Raw genomic sequence first — 17,695 nt, forward strand, 5'->3', positions numbered from 1 at the left:
CATGTCAGTACAGGTGCCAACACTGGATATCAGTCGTCTGGATAGCGATACCGAACGCTTTGTGCATAACCTGGGCAGGGCCTATCAGGAGTATGGGTTCTGCGGCATAAACGGGCATGGCATCGCGCCATCGATAGTAGATGAATGCTATCGGCAAATGTCACTGTTTTTCGCTCTGCCCGAGGCTGTCAAGCAGCGTTACCACCTGCCCGGGCTGGGTGGCGCACGAGGTTACACCGGTTTTGGTGTTGAAACTGCGCGCGACAGCAACCACCCTGACCTTAAAGAGTTCTGGCATGTCGGGTTGGAGCTGGATGCACCGGCACACTATCCACAATTGTATGCCAATAGCTGGCCTTCCGAAGTGCCCGGCTTCAAACCGGCCATGCTGACGCTGTACCGGGCACTCAACGAGCTGGGAGGACGGGTACTGCAGGCACTGGCCATGTACCTGGGGCTGGAACGCAATTATTTTGCAGACAAGACCGATTATGGCAATTCCATTTTGCGCCCTATCCATTACCCCCCTCTGAATTCAACGCTTACTGAATCCATCCGCTCCGGGCGGCACGAGGATATCAACCTGATAACCCTGCTGGTCGGTGCCAGCGAGCCAGGGCTGCAGATTCTCCGGCCGGATGGTTCCTGGTTACCAGTCACTACAAAAGCCGATACGGTTGTCGTCAATATCGGTGATATGTTGCAGCGACTGACCAACCATGTGCTGCCCTCGACGACGCACCGTGTCATAAATCCCGCTGGTGCTGCCGCCGGGCGATCCCGATACTCTATCCCCTTCTTTTTGCATCCCAATCCGGATTTCGTGATCCGGACTCTTCCCGAGTGTGTATCTTCTGACAATCCCGATCGCTATCCGCTGCCCGTGACTGCCAACGAATATCTGCTGGAACGACTGGCTGAGATTGGCTTGCTGAAGTAAGATCAGGGCGGTATTCAGGATTTTATCAGGAGACAGATATGACTGTTATGCGTAGTTTCGCGGCCTTGCTATTGGCAGCATTGATGCCGCTCGCGGCTATGGCTCAGTACCTTGAAACAACAACACATTTTGCGCCCCGTGGTATGCCGGGCACCGATTCGCTGGTGGTGCTGGTGCCAGAGGGACTGTCAGATGTCAGTTTGCCCGGCTGGGGAGCCGAGACCACTGCTCAGGTCAATCGAGCCCTGCAAGCAGCTGAATTCGACGGCAGTGCCAGGCAGAGAGTTGAGATTCTTGCCCCTGCCGGCCTGCCCTATGAAAGGCTGATTACCCTGGGGGTAGGCAATCCCGGCGAACTGGAACGACCGGTGGCTGAAGAAATCGGCGCTGCATTGAGTGTGCATATCAACGGCACACGGGCTAAGGTCATTGAATTGAATGCCAGCCTGATCAGCGATGCCGGTGACAACAGCCGCCTGTCAGCCGCTATCGCGCATGGTGTTGACCTGCGCAACTATCGGTTTGATCAGTTAAAAAGTCAGCCGGACGCCCGTCCCGCACAGACCTATCACTGGGTAGTCAGTTCGGTGGGGGATGCGCAGCGGCAGTACAACATGTTGCGGGCTGTTGCTGAAGGCGTGTTTACCGCGCGCGAACTGACCAATTTGCCTGGCAGTAATGGTTATCCGGCGGCATTTGCCGAGTATGCGCTACAGACACTTGCGCCGCTGGGCGTGGAGGTGACCATTCTTGGGCCCGAAGAAGTACTTGAGGCGGGCATGGGTTCTTTGTACGGCGTCAGTCAGGGCAGTCAGCACAAAGCCCATCTGTTGATTGCGCACTGGCGAGGCAGCGACGACCAGCCTATTGCATTGGTTGGCAAAGGCAATACGTTTGACACGGGTGGTTACGATCTGAAAACCACCAGTTCAATATTGTTGATGCAGGGCGATAAGTCTGGTGGTGCCGCTGTTGTGGGTGCCGTGAAGGCATTGGCCGGGCAGCAGGCTGCCGTCAATGTGGTCGGTGTGGTACCTTTATCGCAAAACTCTATATCCGGAGAAGCGATTCTGCCTGGTGACGTGCTGCGCGCCGGTGATGGCACGACCATCGAGATTGGCTCTACCGATGCAGAGGGCCGTCTGATTCTTGCCGATGGCATCTGGTACGCACGTGATCGATATAATCCCAGCGTGATTGTCGACATTGCTACTTTGACGGGAGCCAAAACGACAGCATTGGGAACCGATTACTCGGCCATTTTCAGTGATTATCCCGAGCTTGTGGACTCCATGAAGCTGGCTGGTCAGATGACGGATGAGCTGGTCTGGCAATTGCCGCTGGGTCCCTATCGAGGCATCATCGACAGCCGCATTGCTGATATCCAGAACACGGGCAGTCCAGGTGCTCAGGCTGGTGCCGTATTCCTGCAGCATTTTGCAGCGGATACTCCATGGCTGCATATCGACATGGCCAGTCAGGCTTTGCTGAGCAGCGCGCGTGGCATTCATCCGGCCGGTGGTACAGGACATGGTGTACGGCTATTAACTGAATGGGTCAAAATCTACGCAGGTGTTCAATGATACCGGTCCCCCGACAGGAAGATGTTTTAAACGGACCCCATCGTATGGAAAAAGATCTGCTGGGACCGCTGGCGGTGCCGGCAGACGTATACTACGGTGTGCAGACGCAGAGAGCGCTTGAGAATTTCAAGCTCAGTGGTGTGCCGCTGGCACATTTCCCAAAGCTCATCATTGGTCTGGCCATGGTGAAAAAAGCGGCAGCTGCCGCGAATCATGATATCGGCCAGCTGGATGACAAGAAATTTGAAGCAATCTGTTATGCCTGTGACAGACTGATCAATCGCGAGTACCACGATCAATTCGTGGTTGACATGATTCAGGGTGGTGCGGGTACATCCACCAACATGAATGCCAATGAAGTGATTGCCAACCTGGCACTGGAGTATCTGGGTCATAAGAAGGGGGAATATAAACACCTGCACCCCAATAATGATGTCAATATGTCGCAGTCGACCAATGACGTTTACCCAACCGCAATTCGTGTGGGGTTGCAGTTATCACACTCTGAGCTCGTAGATAGTCTGGCAATGCTGCAGGCTGCGTTTGCCGGTAAGCGTGATGAGTTCAAGAACATCATAAAAATGGGGCGCACGCAGTTGCAGGATGCTGTGCCCATGACACTGGGGCAGGAGTTTGGTGCTTATGCCACTACCCTGGGCGAGGATATTGAACGCATCGGTGGCATGTATGAGCTGCTGCTGGAGGTTAATCTGGGTGGCACTGCCATTGGCACCGGGATTAATTCGGATCCGCGTTATGCCGTGCTGGCCGTCGATCATCTGGCGCGCATAGCCGGGTATCCGATTCGTCTGGCGGCCGATCTGATTGAGGCGACTTCCGATATGGGGGCATTTGTCCTTTTTTCTGGTATGACCAAGCGTCTGGCTATCAAGTTGTCAAAAATCTGTAATGACCTGCGCCTGCTCTCCAGTGGGCCAAGAACCGGACTGTTTGAAATCAATTTGCCGCCGCAGCAGCCCGGCTCCTCGATCATGCCTGGCAAGGTCAATCCGGTCATTCCGGAGGCCGTAAACCAGGTTGCCTATCAGGTGGTCGGCAATGACATGGCAATCACCATGGCAGCTGAGAATGGACAGTTGCAGTTGAACGTGATGGAACCGCTAATCGCCTACAAGATCCTGGAATCCATGCGACTTCTGCAACGCGCCATGGACATGTTGCGCGAGCGCTGTGTGATCGGTATCACCGCAAATGAAGACCGTTGTCGTGAGCTGGTGGATAACTCTATTGGTCTGATTACCGCGCTGAACCCGTATATTGGCTATGAGAATGCCACCCGCATTGCGGCGCTGGCCCTGAGTTCTGGTCGGGGAGTGCTGGAGTTGGTGCGCGAAGAGGGCTTGCTGGAAGAGTCCCTGCTCACCGAGATCCTGAAACCGGAGAATATGGTGAACCCACGGCAACGCAGCATTTAAACCTTTCCCGCTTGCCGCCCGTCTAAGCTTACAAACATCGGAAACAGTTTGTAATGTCAAAAGTGATCGATGCCGTTGTCGCTCGTGCCATGCGCGGCGACCGGCAGGCCTTTTTCAGGATCTATCAGGAGCATATCGGACGTGTCTACGCGATATGCTGGCGCCTGCTGGGAGACCGGCAGCGGGCAGAGGATGCCGCTCAGGAGATTTTTATCAAGGTCTGGGAGCACTTGCCGCGATTCAAGGGTGACAGCAGCTTTATGACATGGCTGCGCAGTATCGCCACGCGGACGGCCATCGATCACTGGCGTCGCGAACAGAGATTGCAGTTCGTTGACTCTGGCGTTGAAGAGACAGAGATCGGCTCGATTCCCGCGATGGATGCGGAAAATCATGATCTAGAACAGGCAATTCAACGATTGCCTTCGCAGGCGCGGGCGGTATTTATACTGTTTGCCCTGGAAGGCTATCAACACAGCGAAATCGCTGAGTTACTTGGCATTGCCGAGGGCAGCAGCAAAGCACAGTATCACCGTGCTCGAACCTTGTTGAGGGGATTTTTAGGTGAGCAGTAACGAAGATCTGGACAGGCAGATTGCACAAATGCGCCGGGAAATTCAGCCCGAACGGGACCTTTGGCAGCAAATAGAATCGCGCTTGCCAGAGCAGCGACAGGGAGCTGGTTTTCGATGGCTGGGTTCCGCAGCGGCGATTGCCGCCGTGGTGACTTTCGCCGCGTCGGGTCTGCTGGCCTGGCGCTTGCAGCTGATGCCTGGCTGGTTTGAAATGCAACCCGCTTCTGTGCGCATTGTTCAGCAATACGAACAGCAAAAGGCACAGCAGTTGGGTGAGCTGGGGCCGGTGAGCGAGTATTTTGGCAATTGGCGGTATCAGTTGGCGGTTTGGGATCAAGCCATCTGGCAGGTGCAAAGTGCAATGGATGATAACCCCGATGATCCGGTGCTGATCGGTCAAATGGAATCTTTGTACCGCCAGCAGCTTGGATACATTCAAACGATTGCTTCCGTAGACATTTATGATTATTGAGCAGAGGAATGAACTCATGAAAGCCTTGTTACAGTGGATTCAGGCCGTGTCGCTGGCACTGATACTCATCATTCTGGGTAGCAGTGAGGCCTTAGCCCAGCGACAGTCAGTTGATGAGACGCGCCAGGTCACTCCCAATGAGAAAGTGCGGCTGGAAGTCATGCGCGGTGAGGTTCGCATCCGCACCAATACGCAGAACAGGTTCTCGGTCAGCGGTATGCTGGACGAAGATGCGACAGGATTTGAACTGGACAGTAGCAATGGTTTTACTGAGTTCATAGTCAGAATGCCTCGTCGCGTCAGTGGTGGACTGTTTACCGACGGATCGGAGCTGGAAATCTCGGTGCCCGTTAACAGTGACATAGAGTTCACAGGTGTGAATGTGAACGTGGATTTGCATGGAGTTCAGGGAGGTGCGCGGATCAGAACCGTGAATGGTGCCATAGATGCGGCTGACCTGGGGACATTTGTTGACCTCAACACGGTGAATGGCGCAATCAGCAGTCACAACAACAGCGGTCGGATTGAGATCACCACGGTGAACGGGTCTGTGGATGAAAGGGGGAGCAGTGGCCGGGTCAGTATCGAGGCTGTGAACGGTCGAATCGATGTTGATAGCGTGGCGGAGATAGTCTCCTTGCAGGTTGTTAATGGCCGTGTTCGCGGGCGGGTGCAGTCAGTGCAGGAGCTGGATCTGGAGACTGTGAACGGTAGCATTGAACTTGACCTGTCTGGCAGCCCGGCACCGCGTGTCAGCGGCAGTACTGTCAGTGGACATATCGAACTGGACTTTGATGCAGACGTCAATGCCCGCTTCAGTCTGCGCAGCAACACCGGCGCACGTCTGGTCAATCAACTGACTAACGATGAACCCAGTCGTGATCGTTTCGGACCGTCGCGCCGGCTGGACTTTACGATGGGTGATGGTAGCGGTGATGTGCGTCTGACTTCAATCAGTGGACGGCTGGAGTTGCGTCAACGATAGGCCACGAATCTTGTATGGACAGCCAATGCCACGGGGTGTACGCTCAGCGGGATCAACTTTCAGGGAGAAAGCCTCGTGGCCACCATCAAAACCCTCGCCCGCGCAGTATCCTGTGCATTGTCACTCAGCCTGATTTCGTCAGCATCAGCACAATTGGACTGGTCCCAGATCGATAATGAAAGCCTGCTGCATTTTCAGAATATCGTGCGTATGGACTCGACTGATCCACCCGGCCGTGAGCTTGAAGTAGCCGAGTACCTTGTGTCTGTTCTCAGAAATGAGGGTATTGATGTCGAGGTGCTGGCGCTTGAAGATCACCGTCCTAATGTGATTGCCCGCATTCCCGGCAACGGCAGCAAACGACCGCTGCTGTTGATGGCACATACTGATACAGTAAACGTCGATCCTGAAAAATGGGTATTCCCGCCCTTCAGTGCACATCGCGATGGTGGCTGGATTTATGGCCGCGGTACAGTGGACGACAAGGACAACGTCACGGCTGCACTGATGACTCTGCTGCTGATCAAGCGCCAGGGTCTGGAGCTGGACCGGGATGTGATTTTTCTGGCCGAAGCCGGCGAAGAAGGTGCCACCCGTATCGGTATTGAGTACATCGTCAATGAACATTTCGACAGGATAGATGCGGAGCATTGCATCGCTGAAGGTGGCAGCGTCGTGCGTCAGGGTGGGCAGGTGCACTACGTTGGCGTGCAAACCGTTGAAAAGCTGCCGCGCTCCATACGGCTGACGGCCCGAGGTGTGGCTGGCCACGGGTCTGTTCCACTGCAGAATAATCCGGTTGCCGCTTTGTCCAGAGCTGTTGCTGCGGCTGCTGACTGGCAGCCCCCGGTGCGTTTGAGTGATGCCACCAGCACCTATTTTTCCCGCATGGCTTCGGTGTCCTCGCCGGAGGCTGCGGCTCGCTATCGGGCAGTTCTTAATCCCGGCTCTTCGCAAGGGCAGGCCGCACTGCAGTGGCTGAAAATAAACGAACCACGCAATGCGGCTGTTTTATTCACCGGTATTTCGCCCACCATGATTAATGCCGGTTACCGCGTCAATGTCATTCCCTCAGAAGCCAGCGCGACACTGGACGTGCGTATGCTTCCGGAAGAGGATCCGGACGGCTTTCTGGATTTGTTGAGAGAGGTCATCGACAACCCGGCCGTTGAGGTTGACTTTACTTCGCGTAACTGGCGGCCGGGCGCATCCACTCGCCTGGATACTGATGCATTTCGTGTGATCGAGAGCGTTATGCAGGCCAACTACAACGCCACTGTCATCCCGACCATGAGCACCGGTGCCACCGATATGGCGTATCTAAGGGCGCGCGGCATTCAGTGTTATGGCATTGGGCCGGCTATTGACGCCGAAGACGGCCCGCTGGGATTTGGGGCGCACAGTGATCAGGAACGGATCATTGAAAGCGAACTTTATCGATTCGTTCGGACGCACTATGAAATTGTAGAGCAGCTTGCCGGCGCGCAATAGGCCAATGTGGGCTCCAGGCGGAGCCCACGCGGTACAGTTATTGCTCCATCACCTCAATGGTCTGCCAGCCGCCATTTCTGATTTGTGAAATGACGATGCCGCTGGTGGCAGCGTGTTTGTCTGCTGACATCAGTACATCAACGCCGGTCACCGGGTCGTGATAATCAAGTGATTCCATACCGGCCAGGAAACTTTCCAGAGTCAGATCAGGTCCAGCCGCTTCCAGACCGCGCACAAAGGCTTCAGCGCCGATTCTTCCCAGCACAGCGCCGGTGCTGGGGAACTCATTGTGAGCGCTCTGATAGGCGTTGATCCAGGCCATAGTTTCAGGGTTGTCACGCCGCTCTTCGATGTCAGGCCACGCCGATGCCGCGTAAATGCCGTCAGTGACGCCACCCGGTGCCTGAGCGATCACCGTGTGAAAGCCAGCCTGCGAGACGATAAATCGTACGTCGTCCCAGCCCATATCCCGTGCAGTTGACGCAATGGTCATAATGGGTCGCACGGCGACTGCCAGTGCCACAAGTTCGCAATTGGCGGCGCGCAGGCGAGACAGGGCGCCGGAGAAATCACTTTCGTCCTGACGGTGGGAGGTGGATGCGGCCAGCGTCAGGTCGGGATTGTCGGCGACCGCATCCTGGGCTGCGCGATTGACCTCTTCACCAAAGTCGGACGGAATATACATGACACACAGATTTTGTATGTTGTGTTCGTCAACCAGATAATCGATGCCGGCACTGACGGCCTGATAGTAGTCGGCGCCAAAGGCGAAACGGCGTGAGAAGTCACCCTCTGTCAGCATTTGCCCGGACAGCGCCAGCGGCATGATGCTGGGCACATTGTTGCGGTCCATCAGCGGAAACGAGGCCAGGTTGTGCGGTGTGCCCAGACTGAGCAGCATGGCAAATACGTTGTCGTTCTGCACCAGCTTGTTGTTGTTTTGCACGGCGCGTGGCACCTGATAGGCGTGATCTTCTACGATGTAGCGAATGGTGCGGCCATGAATGCCGCCGTTGGCGTTGACTTCGTTGAACAGTTGCTGGGCAGCCCTGACCGCGGGCACAGAAAAAGTGGCAAATGGCCCGGACATGTCGTGGTTGCCGCCGACGACGACTTCGGTGTCGGTCACGCCCCTGACCGATTGCTCGGTTGATCCGCCACAGGCCGTCAGCAGGCCTGCCAATACCAGGGTAGAAAACTGCTTCATCGTCTCCTCCTGCGGTCGTTGCCGCGCTTTATTTAGTTCTGATACTGCTAATCCTGATACATTGAGTCGATCAGATCATTGTGTTTCTTTTCCACCAATGATCGTTTCAGTTTCATGGTTGCCGTTAGCTCTTCATCCTCGGCTGTCAGCAATACATCAATCAGTCTGAAGTATTTAATCTGTTCGACCTGGGCAAAGGCCTGATTGGTTTCGCGGATGACGCTGTCGATCAGGGCAATCACATCATCAGTGCGACACAGCGAGGTGAAGTCCGAAAACGCAACCTGATTGTCCTGCGCAAATTTTTCGACGTTCTCCTGGTCAATCATGATCAGACAGGTCAGATACTTGCGTTTATCACCAATCACCACGGCATCGGAAATGTATTGGGAAAACTTAAGCCGGCTTTCGATTTCTGCCGGTGTAATATTTTTGCCACCCGCGGTGATGATGATGTCCTTGATGCGCCCGGTGATGACCAGCATGCCATCTACAAGGCGACCGGTGTCACCGGTGTGCAGCCAGCCGTCGCGAATATCCTCCGCCGTTTTTTCAGGTTTGCGCCAGTAGCCGGCAAAGACATTGCCGCCACGAATGCAGATTTCTCCGGCGTCGGAAATTTTTATATCGGTACCGGGAATGGCATGGCCGACTGTGCCAATCTGCTGGCGCTGGTGTGTGTTCAGGGAGATGACACCGGAGCTTTCGGTCATGCCGTAACCTTCGTACAGTGGCACCCCGATGGCCTGAAACCAGCGGATAAGATCGGGTGAAATGGGGGCTGCGCCGGTTGTGGCGCGGCGTATATTGGCCATGCCAATCATGTCGCGAACATTGCGCAGAACCAGCAGATTCCAGATATGAAACTGCAGGCGGGTCAGCAGAGACGGTGTGTCAGTGGCTTTGAAGGCATGGCCCGCAGCGACGGCACGATCAAATGCCCAGCGGCCAAAGGCGGTCGCATCGCTGCGCCGGTTGCTCAGGCTGCTGTACATTTTTTCCCAGAGTCTTGGCACGGCGGTAAACGTGTGCGGTGACACTTCGCGCAGGTTATCAAACACGGTTTCCGGGCTTTCTGCGAAGTTGACGGTGCTGCCCTTGTGAATGGGAATCTCGACCGAGATCAGCCGCTCCAGGATGTGACACAGCGGCAGAAAACACAGTTGCTCGTCCTGCGGCGTGACATCCAGCATGTCCTGCAGGGCGTGCAACTGGAACATGACGTTTCGATGCGTGATCATGGCGCCTTTGGGGGCGCCAGTTGTCCCTGATGTGTAAATGAGCATCCGCACATCGTCGGGCTGAGAGAGTTCGATGGCGGCGCTGAAGATATCGTCTGCGTCAGATGTGTCCCCCAGTTGGTAAAGTTCATCCAGAAACATCACCATGGGGTCATTAAAATCGCGCAGGCCCTTGCGTTCAAACACGATGACTTTTTTCAGCGACGGTACCCGGTCACGTATGGTCAGGTATTTATCCAGTTGTTCGTCGTTCTCAACAAACAGAAACACGGATTCGCTATCGTTAATCAGATAGGCCAGCTGCTCGGCGCTGTCTGTGGTGTAGATGCCATTGCTGATGCCACCAGCGCCGCAAATACCCAGGTCGCAGTACAGCCACTCCTTGTTGTCTTCACTGAGAATAGAGGCTACCTGACCGCGCTGCAGGCCTAGCGACAACAAGGCTACACCAATGCCCCGGGCACGCTGATAATAATCCTGCCAGCTGTGGCTCTGCCAGATGCCCAGATCTTTTTCGCGGTGGGCAACACGGTTGCCACGAGCCAGGCACTGCGTGCGCCAGAGTTTAACAACGGTATCGCAGCCGTCAATAATGGTAGAGTCAGTGATGGTAGAGTCGGTCATATTCATCAGCGCCAGGTCTTCTTTCTTTTCCAGCGTTTGCCCCCACGGTCTGCGGCGCTACCGTGGCCCAGGTAAAATTCGCGTATGTCATCGGAGTCGAGCAGCTTGTCGGTTGGCCCGGCCATCATAATGCGGCCAATTTCCAGCACATAACCGTAATCTGCACACTGCAGGGCGACCTGTGCGTTTTGCTCAACCAGCAGGATGGTCACGCCCTGCTCCTTGTTAAGTCGGCGGATGATGGCGAATATCTCCTGCACCAGCAGGGGAGACAGGCCGAGAGAGGGCTCGTCAAGCAACATCAGCGAGGGCCGGGACATCAGGCCGCGGCCAATCGAGAGCATCTGCTGCTGGCCACCGGACAAGGTACCGGCGGTCTGGTCGCGACGTTCTTTTAATACCGGAAAGTAGTCGTACACCATCTCGGTGTCGCGTGCAACTTCGGCCTTGTCGCGACGGGTGAAGGCGCCCATGGCAAGATTTTCGGCAACGCTCAGAAAGGGGAACACTTCGCGACCTTCGGGCACGTGCGCCAGTCCTCGGGTAACCAGACTGTCCGGTTCGTGCCCGTCGATGCGTTCACCCTGAAAATAGATGACACCTTTTTGTGGTGCCAGTGCGCCGGAGACCGTTTTCATCAGGGTTGTCTTACCAGCGCCGTTGGCTCCGAGAATAGTGACAATCTGTCCCTCGGGTACTTCAATTGACACGCCACGCAGGGCCATCACCGGCCCATAAAAAGTTTCCAGGTTGCGCACATCCAGAATGTTGCTCATGGCGCCTCCTGCTGGCCCAGATAGGCCTCGATGACTTTGGGGTCCGCCTGCACTTCATCCGGGCGTCCCAGAGCCAGCGGCCGGCCTTCAGCGACGGCCAGCACCCGGTCAGACACCCGCGACACCAGACTCATATCATGCTCAACCATCAATACCGTCAGGCCCAGGTCCTTTTGCATATCTTCTATCCACCAGGCCATGTCCTGGGTTTCTTCCACACTCAAACCCGAGGCCGGCTCATCGAGCAGAATGAGGCGGGGTTCGGAAGACAGTGCCCGGGCAATCTCAACCAGTTTGCGCACACCGTAGGGCAGGCCGGCGATCAGCTTGTCACGGTAGGCGGCCAGCTCCAGAAAGTCGATGACCTCCTCAACAATGCGCCGGTGCTCGCGTTCCGCTCGTCGAACCTTGGGGAGGAATAACAGGTCTTCATGCCAGCTGGTTGTGCGCCGGGCATGACGACCAATCAGCAGGTTTTGCAACACCGATGAATGATCGAACAGCTCAATATTCTGGAATGTACGTGCAATGCCAAGGCCGGCGATATCGTGGGCTGGCAGCCGTGTGATATCCCGCCCATCAAACACAATGCGGCCGCCGGACGGCTCATACAGCCGGCTGATCAAATTGAATATGGTTGATTTGCCGGCGCCGTTGGGGCCGACAATGGTGAATACTTCGCCGGGCTCCACCGTGAAGCTGATATTGTCGACCGCCTTGACGCCGCCGAACGCAATGGACAAGGACTCGACCTGCAGCAGACTCATCGCATGCGCTCCGTCTTCAGATACGTCCGTGTGCGGCGGAACATACCTTTGCGGTACAGCGGAAACAGTTCCAGCCAGGTGCGCAGCCGAATCCAGAGGCCATACAATCCGCGCGGTTCATAGATGATCATCAGCAGAATAATCAGGGCAAACAGGGCCGTGTCCATACCCGGATAGGCGGCCAGGCTGAAGGGTGTGCTGCTGTTGATGAATTCGCGCGTTATTGAAATGGTTTGCGGTAATAACACCACCACAAAGGCACCAAAAAACGCGCCATGTACTGAACCGAGTCCACCAATGACCACCTGCAGCAGCAAGGTAATGGAAATCAGCACCAGGAAACTTTCGTAATTCACCGCCTGCGCCAGGTGGGCGTACAGGGCGCCGGCCAGACCGGTGATCGCACATGACAGCGCAAAGGCGATGGTTTTTGCGCGTGCGACATTGACGCCCAGCGCCCTTGCCGAGACTTCACTGTCGCGAATGGCGAGGAAGGAGCGCCCGGTGGCTGAGCGCAGCAGATTGGCATAGGCCAGCGTGACCAGAACCAGCACGCTCAGGCATAAATAGTAGAAGGCGACAGGCGTTCCATAGCGGTCTATCTGATAACCAAAGAAATCTATTGCGGGGGCAAAAAGTCCGGCAACGCCGCCGGTAATCGGCTCCGCCACGATGGCAATGTCTTCAATGATGATGCTGAGCGCGAGCGTTGCAATGGCCAGATATATGCCGCTCATGCGCCCCAGAGGCCGGGCGATCAGCGCGCCGGCCAATCCGGTCAGCAGTCCGCTGGCTATCAGTGCGGGCACAAAGTGCCAGCCGCGCATCATCAGAGCCAAGTGGGAAAAAGCGCCGATGGCCATGAAGGCGGCATGTCCCAGACTGACCTGTCCGGTGTGACCGGCAATCAGCATCAGTCCGAGACCGGCTAGTGCCCAGATCACTACCGAAGTCAGTTCGCCGACATAATAGCTGTTGACTATCCAGGGTATGACCAGGGCGATGACCAGCAGTATGGCGTACTTTATCAAATGCCGCCGATCCTCAAACAGATTGATGTCATCGTCGTAACTGCTTTTGAAAATGACGCGCATGGCTTACACCTTCTTCTGACTGATCTGGGCAAACAAGCCGCCCGGTCGCATTATCAGCACCAGCAGCATCAGCACATACGGTGCCACAGGTCCCAGGCCAGAGGGCAGGTATCGCCCGGCAAAGGGCTCCACAATGCCAACCAGCAAACCGCCGGCCAGCGCGCCGGGCAGAGACCCCAGACCACCTATTACCGCCGCAGCAAATGCTTTGATACCAAAGATCAGACCGGCCGATGGTTCAACCGCGCCTTTGGCGGCAAACAACACACCGGCTATGGCGGCAACCACGCCGGAAAGCCCCCACACAATGGCGTTGATGCGTTTGACTGGAATGCCCATGTAGTAGGCCGCCATCTGATTCTGGCTGCTGGCCTGCATGGCCACGCCAAGGCGGGTACGGGCAAAAAAGAAATATAGTGCGGTGGTCAGCAGCACAGTGGCAAAAATGATGACGGCGTCGATCATGGAGATGACCAGACCACCAAATGACAGCGTGCGACCGGCGAAGGGGGACTGTAAGGAAACGGGGTCGTGGCCCCAGATGACACCGGCCACAAAGCGCATCAAAAAGCCCAGCGCTATGGTCAGGATTACCATGGCAAACTGCGGTTGGCCAAAGATACCGCGCAGCACCAGACGGTCCAGCAGGTAGCCGAATATGCCCAGTACAATGGCGGCGCCCGTCAATCCCAGCAAGAATGGCAGGTCCATATAATCGGTATTGATAAAGGTGATACCCAGAAAGGCGCCTAGCATCAACATGTCGCCCTGGGCGAAATTGACTGCCTCCGACGCTTTATAGATCAGTACAAAACCCAGGGCCAGCAGCCCGTAAATGCAGCCATTGGCAATGCCGCTGATCAGTAACTGGAGTAAATCCATCAAGTGCTAATCCGTTGTTGTTGTTCCCGTAACACTAAACTTAAATCCAAATCTTATTCAAGTGTAATTGGTCTAAAAACCCGCTTACTGATACTCTCTTCGCTGATAAAGGCCGTTTAGCTGAATAAAATGACAATAACCAAAGAGGATTCAACAATGCGACAGGCCCTGTATTCACTGGTAATAACCGTCTCCATGTGGTCGTGTTCAGCGTTTTCGCAGACTTTGCAACCGACCGGTCCGATGCCTTATGACATTGTTGAAAGCTGGGCGAAAAACTTTGCCGACCCGGGATATACCTGGGGCGGCAATTCCGGAATTCACATTGAGTCGGATGATCGCATTCTGATAGTACAGCGGGGCGAAACTGAGCTGCCGAACCCGGTTCCGCCGGAGTACACAAACTTTCCAGGCTCGATGGGCTGGAATGTCATTCAGGGGCGCGGCCGCACCTGGCAAAACCTGCTTTACGTTATGAACAGCCAGGGCGAGGTTCAGGAAGTCTGGAATCAGTGGGATCACCTGTGGAAGGGTACTGACGGCCCGGGCCCGCATCGGCTTCGCGTCAGCCCGTATGATCCGGAGCGTCGCGTCTGGGTCATCGAGGAAACCGGCCATGTGATTTATATTTTTTCTCAGGATGGTCAGCAACTGATTCGGATGCTGGGGGAAAAGAATGTTTCCGGTAGTGACCGGACCCGTTTTGGCAAACCTCAGGATGTGACGTTTTTGCCGGATGGTCATGTGCTGGTGGCGGATGGTCTGGAAAACGCGCGAGTGGTGATTCTTGATTCTGATGGGCAATATGTGGGGGAATTCGGCTCTCGTGGCGAGGCGCCGGGTCAATTCCTGTCGGTGCACGGTATCGCACTGGGGCCGGACAACAAGGTCTACGTGGTTGATCGCGACGCCATGAACATTCAGGTTTTCCAACATGCCAACGCCGGTCGCCGCGGAGAGGCTCCCCGCTTCGAATTTGTTGAACGTTGGCTGGGGCCGAATTTCCCCCTCGATATTATTGTCAGCCAGGACTATGTCTGGGTCACTGACATTCGCCCGCCCAAGATTCTGCAGTTTGATCACCAGGGCAATCATGTTTATACATGGTTGCTGCCGGGCGAAGGACCAACAGCGTGGCTGGAAATGCATTCATTTGCAGTAGACCGGCATGGCAATCTGTATGGCACGGACAATCAGTATGCGCGGCCTCAGAAGCTGGTGCCGCGACCGGATGCAGATCCCCGGCATCTGATAAAGCCCCAGTATGTTCCGGCGCTGATGGAATAAGATTTTCTGCAGAAAAAAAAGGGGACTGATTCAGTCCCCTGTGGTTCACGCACACTTGAATTGTGTAACCAATCCTTCCAGTTCAGTTGCAAGTCTGGCCAGCTCGCTGGCTCCAGCGCTGATTTCCCTGGAGCCTCGTGCAGTCTCGTTCGCGACATCTGAAATGTTGTTGATGTTGCGCTCAATTTCAATACTGACTGCGGACTGCTCCTCTGATGCACTGGCAATCTGGTTGCTCATATCCTTGATAACAGACACAGCCTTCGTGATCGCCTTGAGAGACTCTCCCGCCTGACTTGCATGTTTCACACTCGAAGCCGCCTGATCACGCCCTTTGACCATCACTTTTACAGCTTCGTTGGCGCCGGACTGCAACTTGTGAATCATGTTCTGGATTTCTTCGGTTGACGACTGGGTGCGACTGGCAAGCGTGCGCACTTCGTCGGCAACAACCGCGAACCCTCGACCCTGCTCTCCGGCTCTGGCGGCCTCAATAGCAGCGTTCAATGCCAGCAGGTTGGTCTGTTCGGCAATGCCGCGAATGACGTCCAGAACTGAGCCGATATTGTCAGATTCCAGCTGCAGATTGCTGATCACATCGGAGGCCATGTCTATGTCTGATGCCAGGGCGTTAATCGACGTCATGGTCTGGTTGACCACCTGCGCACCATTGCTGGACTCCCGGTCAGCTTTCTGAGCATCATTGGCAGCCGTTCCGACGTTGCGTGCTACCTCTTCTACAGTATTGGCCATTTCTGACATGGCTTTGGCAACATGCTCCAGCTCGCTCTGTTGCCGCAAGGCACCAGCTGAGGTTTGGGAGACGGTATCGGAGAGCGTGCTGGCTGACACCGTTAGCTGCTCTGCGGTGGTCTTGAAGTGTCCTACCACATTTTGAATGCGTGCTGCGAAGATGTTAAACCAGTGAGCGAGCTCCCCGACTTCGTCCTTGCTGTTTACGTTAATTCGCTGCGTCAGGTCGCCGTCCCCTTCAGCCATGTCACGCAGCGCCTGAACCACCTGATTGACGGGCGCGACGATAGAGCGCTGTATCAGCAACGAAATGCCCAGCGCCATGGCCGTTACACCCAGACCTATCATGATGAAGGACCAGAAGTAGGTGCTGACTACCTGATTGCGCTCCTCCAGACTTATGCGCAGGTAAATCGTTCCAACTACATCGCCATCCATGGTGATAGGCTCGAATACTTCGGCGTATCCCCGGTCTTCAATCCTGACCACATCCCGGGTGCCGGGGCGCTGGGGCAGCTCTCCACCAGGGCTGGATGATGTGTACTGAGTAAACGGAGCGCCTGACTCATCAAACAGCGCTGCGGCCAGAATGCTGCGGTTACTCGCCAGGGTTGCCAGAGTGTCGGCTGCCGAGACATCATCAAAAAAAGCCAGAGCGCCGGTTGTGTTGGCCCCGATAAGACGGGCCGTAGTCAGAGCCTGAGTATCAATGGTCCGGTCCAGTCTTCTCAGCTCCATTGCAACAAATATCGCTGCGGACACGACAACTGCCAGCGCACTGGTCAATGTGACGCCGGTCAGCACCTTCATTTTCAGGCTCATGTTAAAATTTATCACGTTGCTATCCTCCGCCTCTGCGGGCGTCTGCCGGGAAACTGCCTTATTGAATGGCGCGCATCAGTTGCTCACGAATGTTGAGCCCAGCCCCTTCGATCAGGCTTTTATTCATACGGATGGATACGCGACTGCCGCGGTCTTCGGACAGTCCTATCATGCCGCCGCTTTCCAGGAACTGGTCAACTTCGCTGACAGTCAGTACAGATTTTCCTTCCAGCGCAGATGTTATCTCACCGATCCGGTTTGATTCGCTGGCACTGACCCAGACGATCTGGCAATTGGCGGCCGCACCCAGATCAGATGCGGGTATACGATTGGCGATCATGCTCTTGTCGCCGGCCTTTTTTCCGTTGACATTCTGGTCCAGTGACCGACCCAGGTGGTCATCGCCTAATACGCAGACCTGAAACTCGCTGCTGGTAACGGAGCCAGCTGGCCAGTCTATAAAGCGTCCAAAGTTCATCAAAAATCGTGCGACCGCTTCGCTGCCGACGTCTGAGCGGGTAATGGGGCCTGACTGTGCATGAGAAACGGAGGTGGCGAGAGAAGTTGCCGTGACGAGTGTGATCAGCCGCAGCAGGGATATAAATCGATAGGTTGGTTTCATGATATTTATATAGCTCTTAGTACGTTTAAAGTTGTGGGGGTGACTATGACCCATTAACTTAAAACGGCAGGTACAGAAATATCTTAAGAAGTTTTTTACATTTTTGTCAGGATTGGATTACCAGATTTGTAGTCGCTC

The 17,695-nt window shown here is 55.3% G+C and carries 16 protein-coding genes; 8 read left to right on the plus strand and 8 right to left on the minus strand.

Going from position 1 to position 17,695, the window contains the following annotated elements:
- The first annotated feature begins 1 nt into the window (after window position 1).
- From PS2015_RS01385 to PS2015_RS01415, 7 genes are all read left to right on the plus strand, one after another.
- Window positions 2–940 (plus strand): isopenicillin N synthase family dioxygenase, encoded by a 939-nt coding sequence (locus tag PS2015_RS01385; RefSeq protein WP_058020484.1) that lies wholly within the window; start codon window positions 2–4, stop codon window positions 938–940.
- 38 nt (window positions 941–978) lie between these two features.
- Complete coding sequence (locus PS2015_RS01390; RefSeq protein WP_058020485.1) at window positions 979–2,523, plus strand: leucyl aminopeptidase family protein; 1,545 nt, start codon at window positions 979–981, stop codon at window positions 2,521–2,523.
- Window positions 2,520–3,959: an aspartate ammonia-lyase gene (locus PS2015_RS01395; protein ID WP_058020486.1), complete on the plus strand. Its 1,440-nt coding sequence runs from the start codon at window positions 2,520–2,522 to the stop codon at window positions 3,957–3,959. The genes PS2015_RS01390 and PS2015_RS01395 overlap by 4 nt, the downstream gene beginning before the upstream one ends.
- Window positions 3,960–4,012: 53 nt before the next feature.
- On the plus strand, window positions 4,013–4,534 hold the full coding sequence (locus PS2015_RS01400; protein ID WP_058020487.1) for an RNA polymerase sigma factor: 522 nt from the start codon (window positions 4,013–4,015) through the stop codon (window positions 4,532–4,534).
- Complete coding sequence (locus PS2015_RS01405; RefSeq protein ID WP_058020488.1) at window positions 4,524–5,006, plus strand: hypothetical protein; 483 nt, start codon at window positions 4,524–4,526, stop codon at window positions 5,004–5,006. Before PS2015_RS01400 ends, PS2015_RS01405 begins: the two co-directional genes overlap by 11 nt.
- A gap of 16 nt (window positions 5,007–5,022) precedes the next feature.
- The gene (locus PS2015_RS01410; RefSeq protein WP_058020489.1) at window positions 5,023–5,991 is read left to right on the plus strand and encodes a DUF4097 family beta strand repeat-containing protein; all 969 of its coding nucleotides are present in this window, start codon (window positions 5,023–5,025) and stop codon (window positions 5,989–5,991) included.
- Window positions 5,992–6,066: 75 nt separating this feature from the next.
- Window positions 6,067–7,482 (plus strand): M20/M25/M40 family metallo-hydrolase, encoded by a 1,416-nt coding sequence (locus PS2015_RS01415; protein ID WP_058020490.1) that lies wholly within the window; start codon window positions 6,067–6,069, stop codon window positions 7,480–7,482.
- Between the two features lie 37 nt (window positions 7,483–7,519).
- On the opposite strand, the gene PS2015_RS01420 is transcribed toward PS2015_RS01415, so the two are convergent.
- From PS2015_RS01420 to PS2015_RS01445, 6 genes are read right to left on the minus strand one after another with little or no spacing between them, the layout of a single operon-like run.
- Window positions 7,520–8,689: an ABC transporter substrate-binding protein gene (locus PS2015_RS01420; protein ID WP_058020491.1), complete on the minus strand. Its 1,170-nt coding sequence runs from the start codon at window positions 8,687–8,689 to the stop codon at window positions 7,520–7,522.
- A 47-nt stretch (window positions 8,690–8,736) separates the two neighbouring features.
- A complete protein-coding gene (locus PS2015_RS01425) occupies window positions 8,737–10,560 on the minus strand; it encodes an AMP-dependent synthetase/ligase (protein ID WP_156412624.1) in 1,824 nt (607 codons plus the stop codon).
- Entirely contained in the window at window positions 10,560–11,330 is a 771-nt protein-coding gene (locus tag PS2015_RS01430; protein ID WP_058020492.1) for an ABC transporter ATP-binding protein, read from the minus strand. Before PS2015_RS01430 ends, PS2015_RS01425 begins: the two co-directional genes overlap by 1 nt.
- Window positions 11,327–12,097, minus strand: a complete 771-nt coding sequence (locus tag PS2015_RS01435) for an ABC transporter ATP-binding protein (RefSeq protein WP_058020493.1) — start codon at window positions 12,095–12,097, stop codon at window positions 11,327–11,329. Before PS2015_RS01435 ends, PS2015_RS01430 begins: the two co-directional genes overlap by 4 nt.
- On the minus strand, window positions 12,094–13,191 hold the full coding sequence (locus PS2015_RS01440; RefSeq protein ID WP_058020494.1) for a branched-chain amino acid ABC transporter permease: 1,098 nt from the start codon (window positions 13,189–13,191) through the stop codon (window positions 12,094–12,096). Before PS2015_RS01440 ends, PS2015_RS01435 begins: the two co-directional genes overlap by 4 nt.
- Before the next feature lie 3 nt (window positions 13,192–13,194).
- Window positions 13,195–14,073, minus strand: coding sequence for a branched-chain amino acid ABC transporter permease (locus PS2015_RS01445; protein ID WP_058020495.1), 879 nt, complete (start codon window positions 14,071–14,073; stop codon window positions 13,195–13,197).
- 156 nt (window positions 14,074–14,229) lie between these two features.
- Here PS2015_RS01445 and PS2015_RS01450 point away from each other — a divergent pair, with 156 nt between their 5' ends.
- A complete protein-coding gene (locus PS2015_RS01450; protein ID WP_058020496.1) occupies window positions 14,230–15,360 on the plus strand; it encodes a 6-bladed beta-propeller in 1,131 nt (376 codons plus the stop codon).
- Window positions 15,361–15,405: 45 nt separating this feature from the next.
- Here the strand turns inward: PS2015_RS01450 and PS2015_RS01455 are convergent, their stop codons facing one another.
- Both PS2015_RS01455 and PS2015_RS01460 read right to left on the minus strand, forming a co-directional pair.
- Window positions 15,406–16,950 carry a methyl-accepting chemotaxis protein gene (locus PS2015_RS01455; protein ID WP_156412626.1) on the minus strand — a complete coding sequence of 515 codons (1,545 nt, stop codon included), beginning with the start codon at window positions 16,948–16,950 and terminating at the stop codon, window positions 15,406–15,408.
- Window positions 16,951–16,993: 43 nt separating this feature from the next.
- Window positions 16,994–17,557 carry a YfiR family protein gene (locus PS2015_RS01460; protein ID WP_058020498.1) on the minus strand — a complete coding sequence of 188 codons (564 nt, stop codon included), beginning with the start codon at window positions 17,555–17,557 and terminating at the stop codon, window positions 16,994–16,996.
- Window positions 17,558–17,695: the final 138 nt, after the last annotated feature.

Source organism: Pseudohongiella spirulinae, from assembly GCF_001444425.1.
Classification (GTDB): Bacteria; Pseudomonadota; Gammaproteobacteria; order Pseudomonadales; family Pseudohongiellaceae; genus Pseudohongiella; species Pseudohongiella spirulinae.

Coding starts and splice junctions, on each gene's coding strand:
- PS2015_RS01420 (WP_058020491.1), bottom strand. CDS start 8,689: ATGAAGCAGTTTTCTACCCTGGTATTGGCAGGCCTGCTGACGGCCTGT.
- PS2015_RS01460 (WP_058020498.1), bottom strand. CDS start 17,557: ATGAAACCAACCTATCGATTTATATCCCTGCTGCGGCTGATCACACTC.
- PS2015_RS01410 (WP_058020489.1), top strand. CDS start 5,023: ATGAAAGCCTTGTTACAGTGGATTCAGGCCGTGTCGCTGGCACTGATA.
- PS2015_RS01450 (WP_058020496.1), top strand. CDS start 14,230: ATGCGACAGGCCCTGTATTCACTGGTAATAACCGTCTCCATGTGGTCG.
- PS2015_RS01400 (WP_058020487.1), top strand. CDS start 4,013: ATGTCAAAAGTGATCGATGCCGTTGTCGCTCGTGCCATGCGCGGCGAC.
- PS2015_RS01385 (WP_058020484.1), top strand. CDS start 2: ATGTCAGTACAGGTGCCAACACTGGATATCAGTCGTCTGGATAGCGAT.
- PS2015_RS01430 (WP_058020492.1), bottom strand. CDS start 11,330: ATGAGCAACATTCTGGATGTGCGCAACCTGGAAACTTTTTATGGGCCG.
- PS2015_RS01435 (WP_058020493.1), bottom strand. CDS start 12,097: ATGAGTCTGCTGCAGGTCGAGTCCTTGTCCATTGCGTTCGGCGGCGTC.
- PS2015_RS01440 (WP_058020494.1), bottom strand. CDS start 13,191: ATGCGCGTCATTTTCAAAAGCAGTTACGACGATGACATCAATCTGTTT.
- PS2015_RS01445 (WP_058020495.1), bottom strand. CDS start 14,073: ATGGATTTACTCCAGTTACTGATCAGCGGCATTGCCAATGGCTGCATT.
- PS2015_RS01390 (WP_058020485.1), top strand. CDS start 979: ATGACTGTTATGCGTAGTTTCGCGGCCTTGCTATTGGCAGCATTGATG.
- PS2015_RS01425 (WP_156412624.1), bottom strand. CDS start 10,560: ATGAATATGACCGACTCTACCATCACTGACTCTACCATTATTGACGGC.
- PS2015_RS01395 (WP_058020486.1), top strand. CDS start 2,520: ATGATACCGGTCCCCCGACAGGAAGATGTTTTAAACGGACCCCATCGT.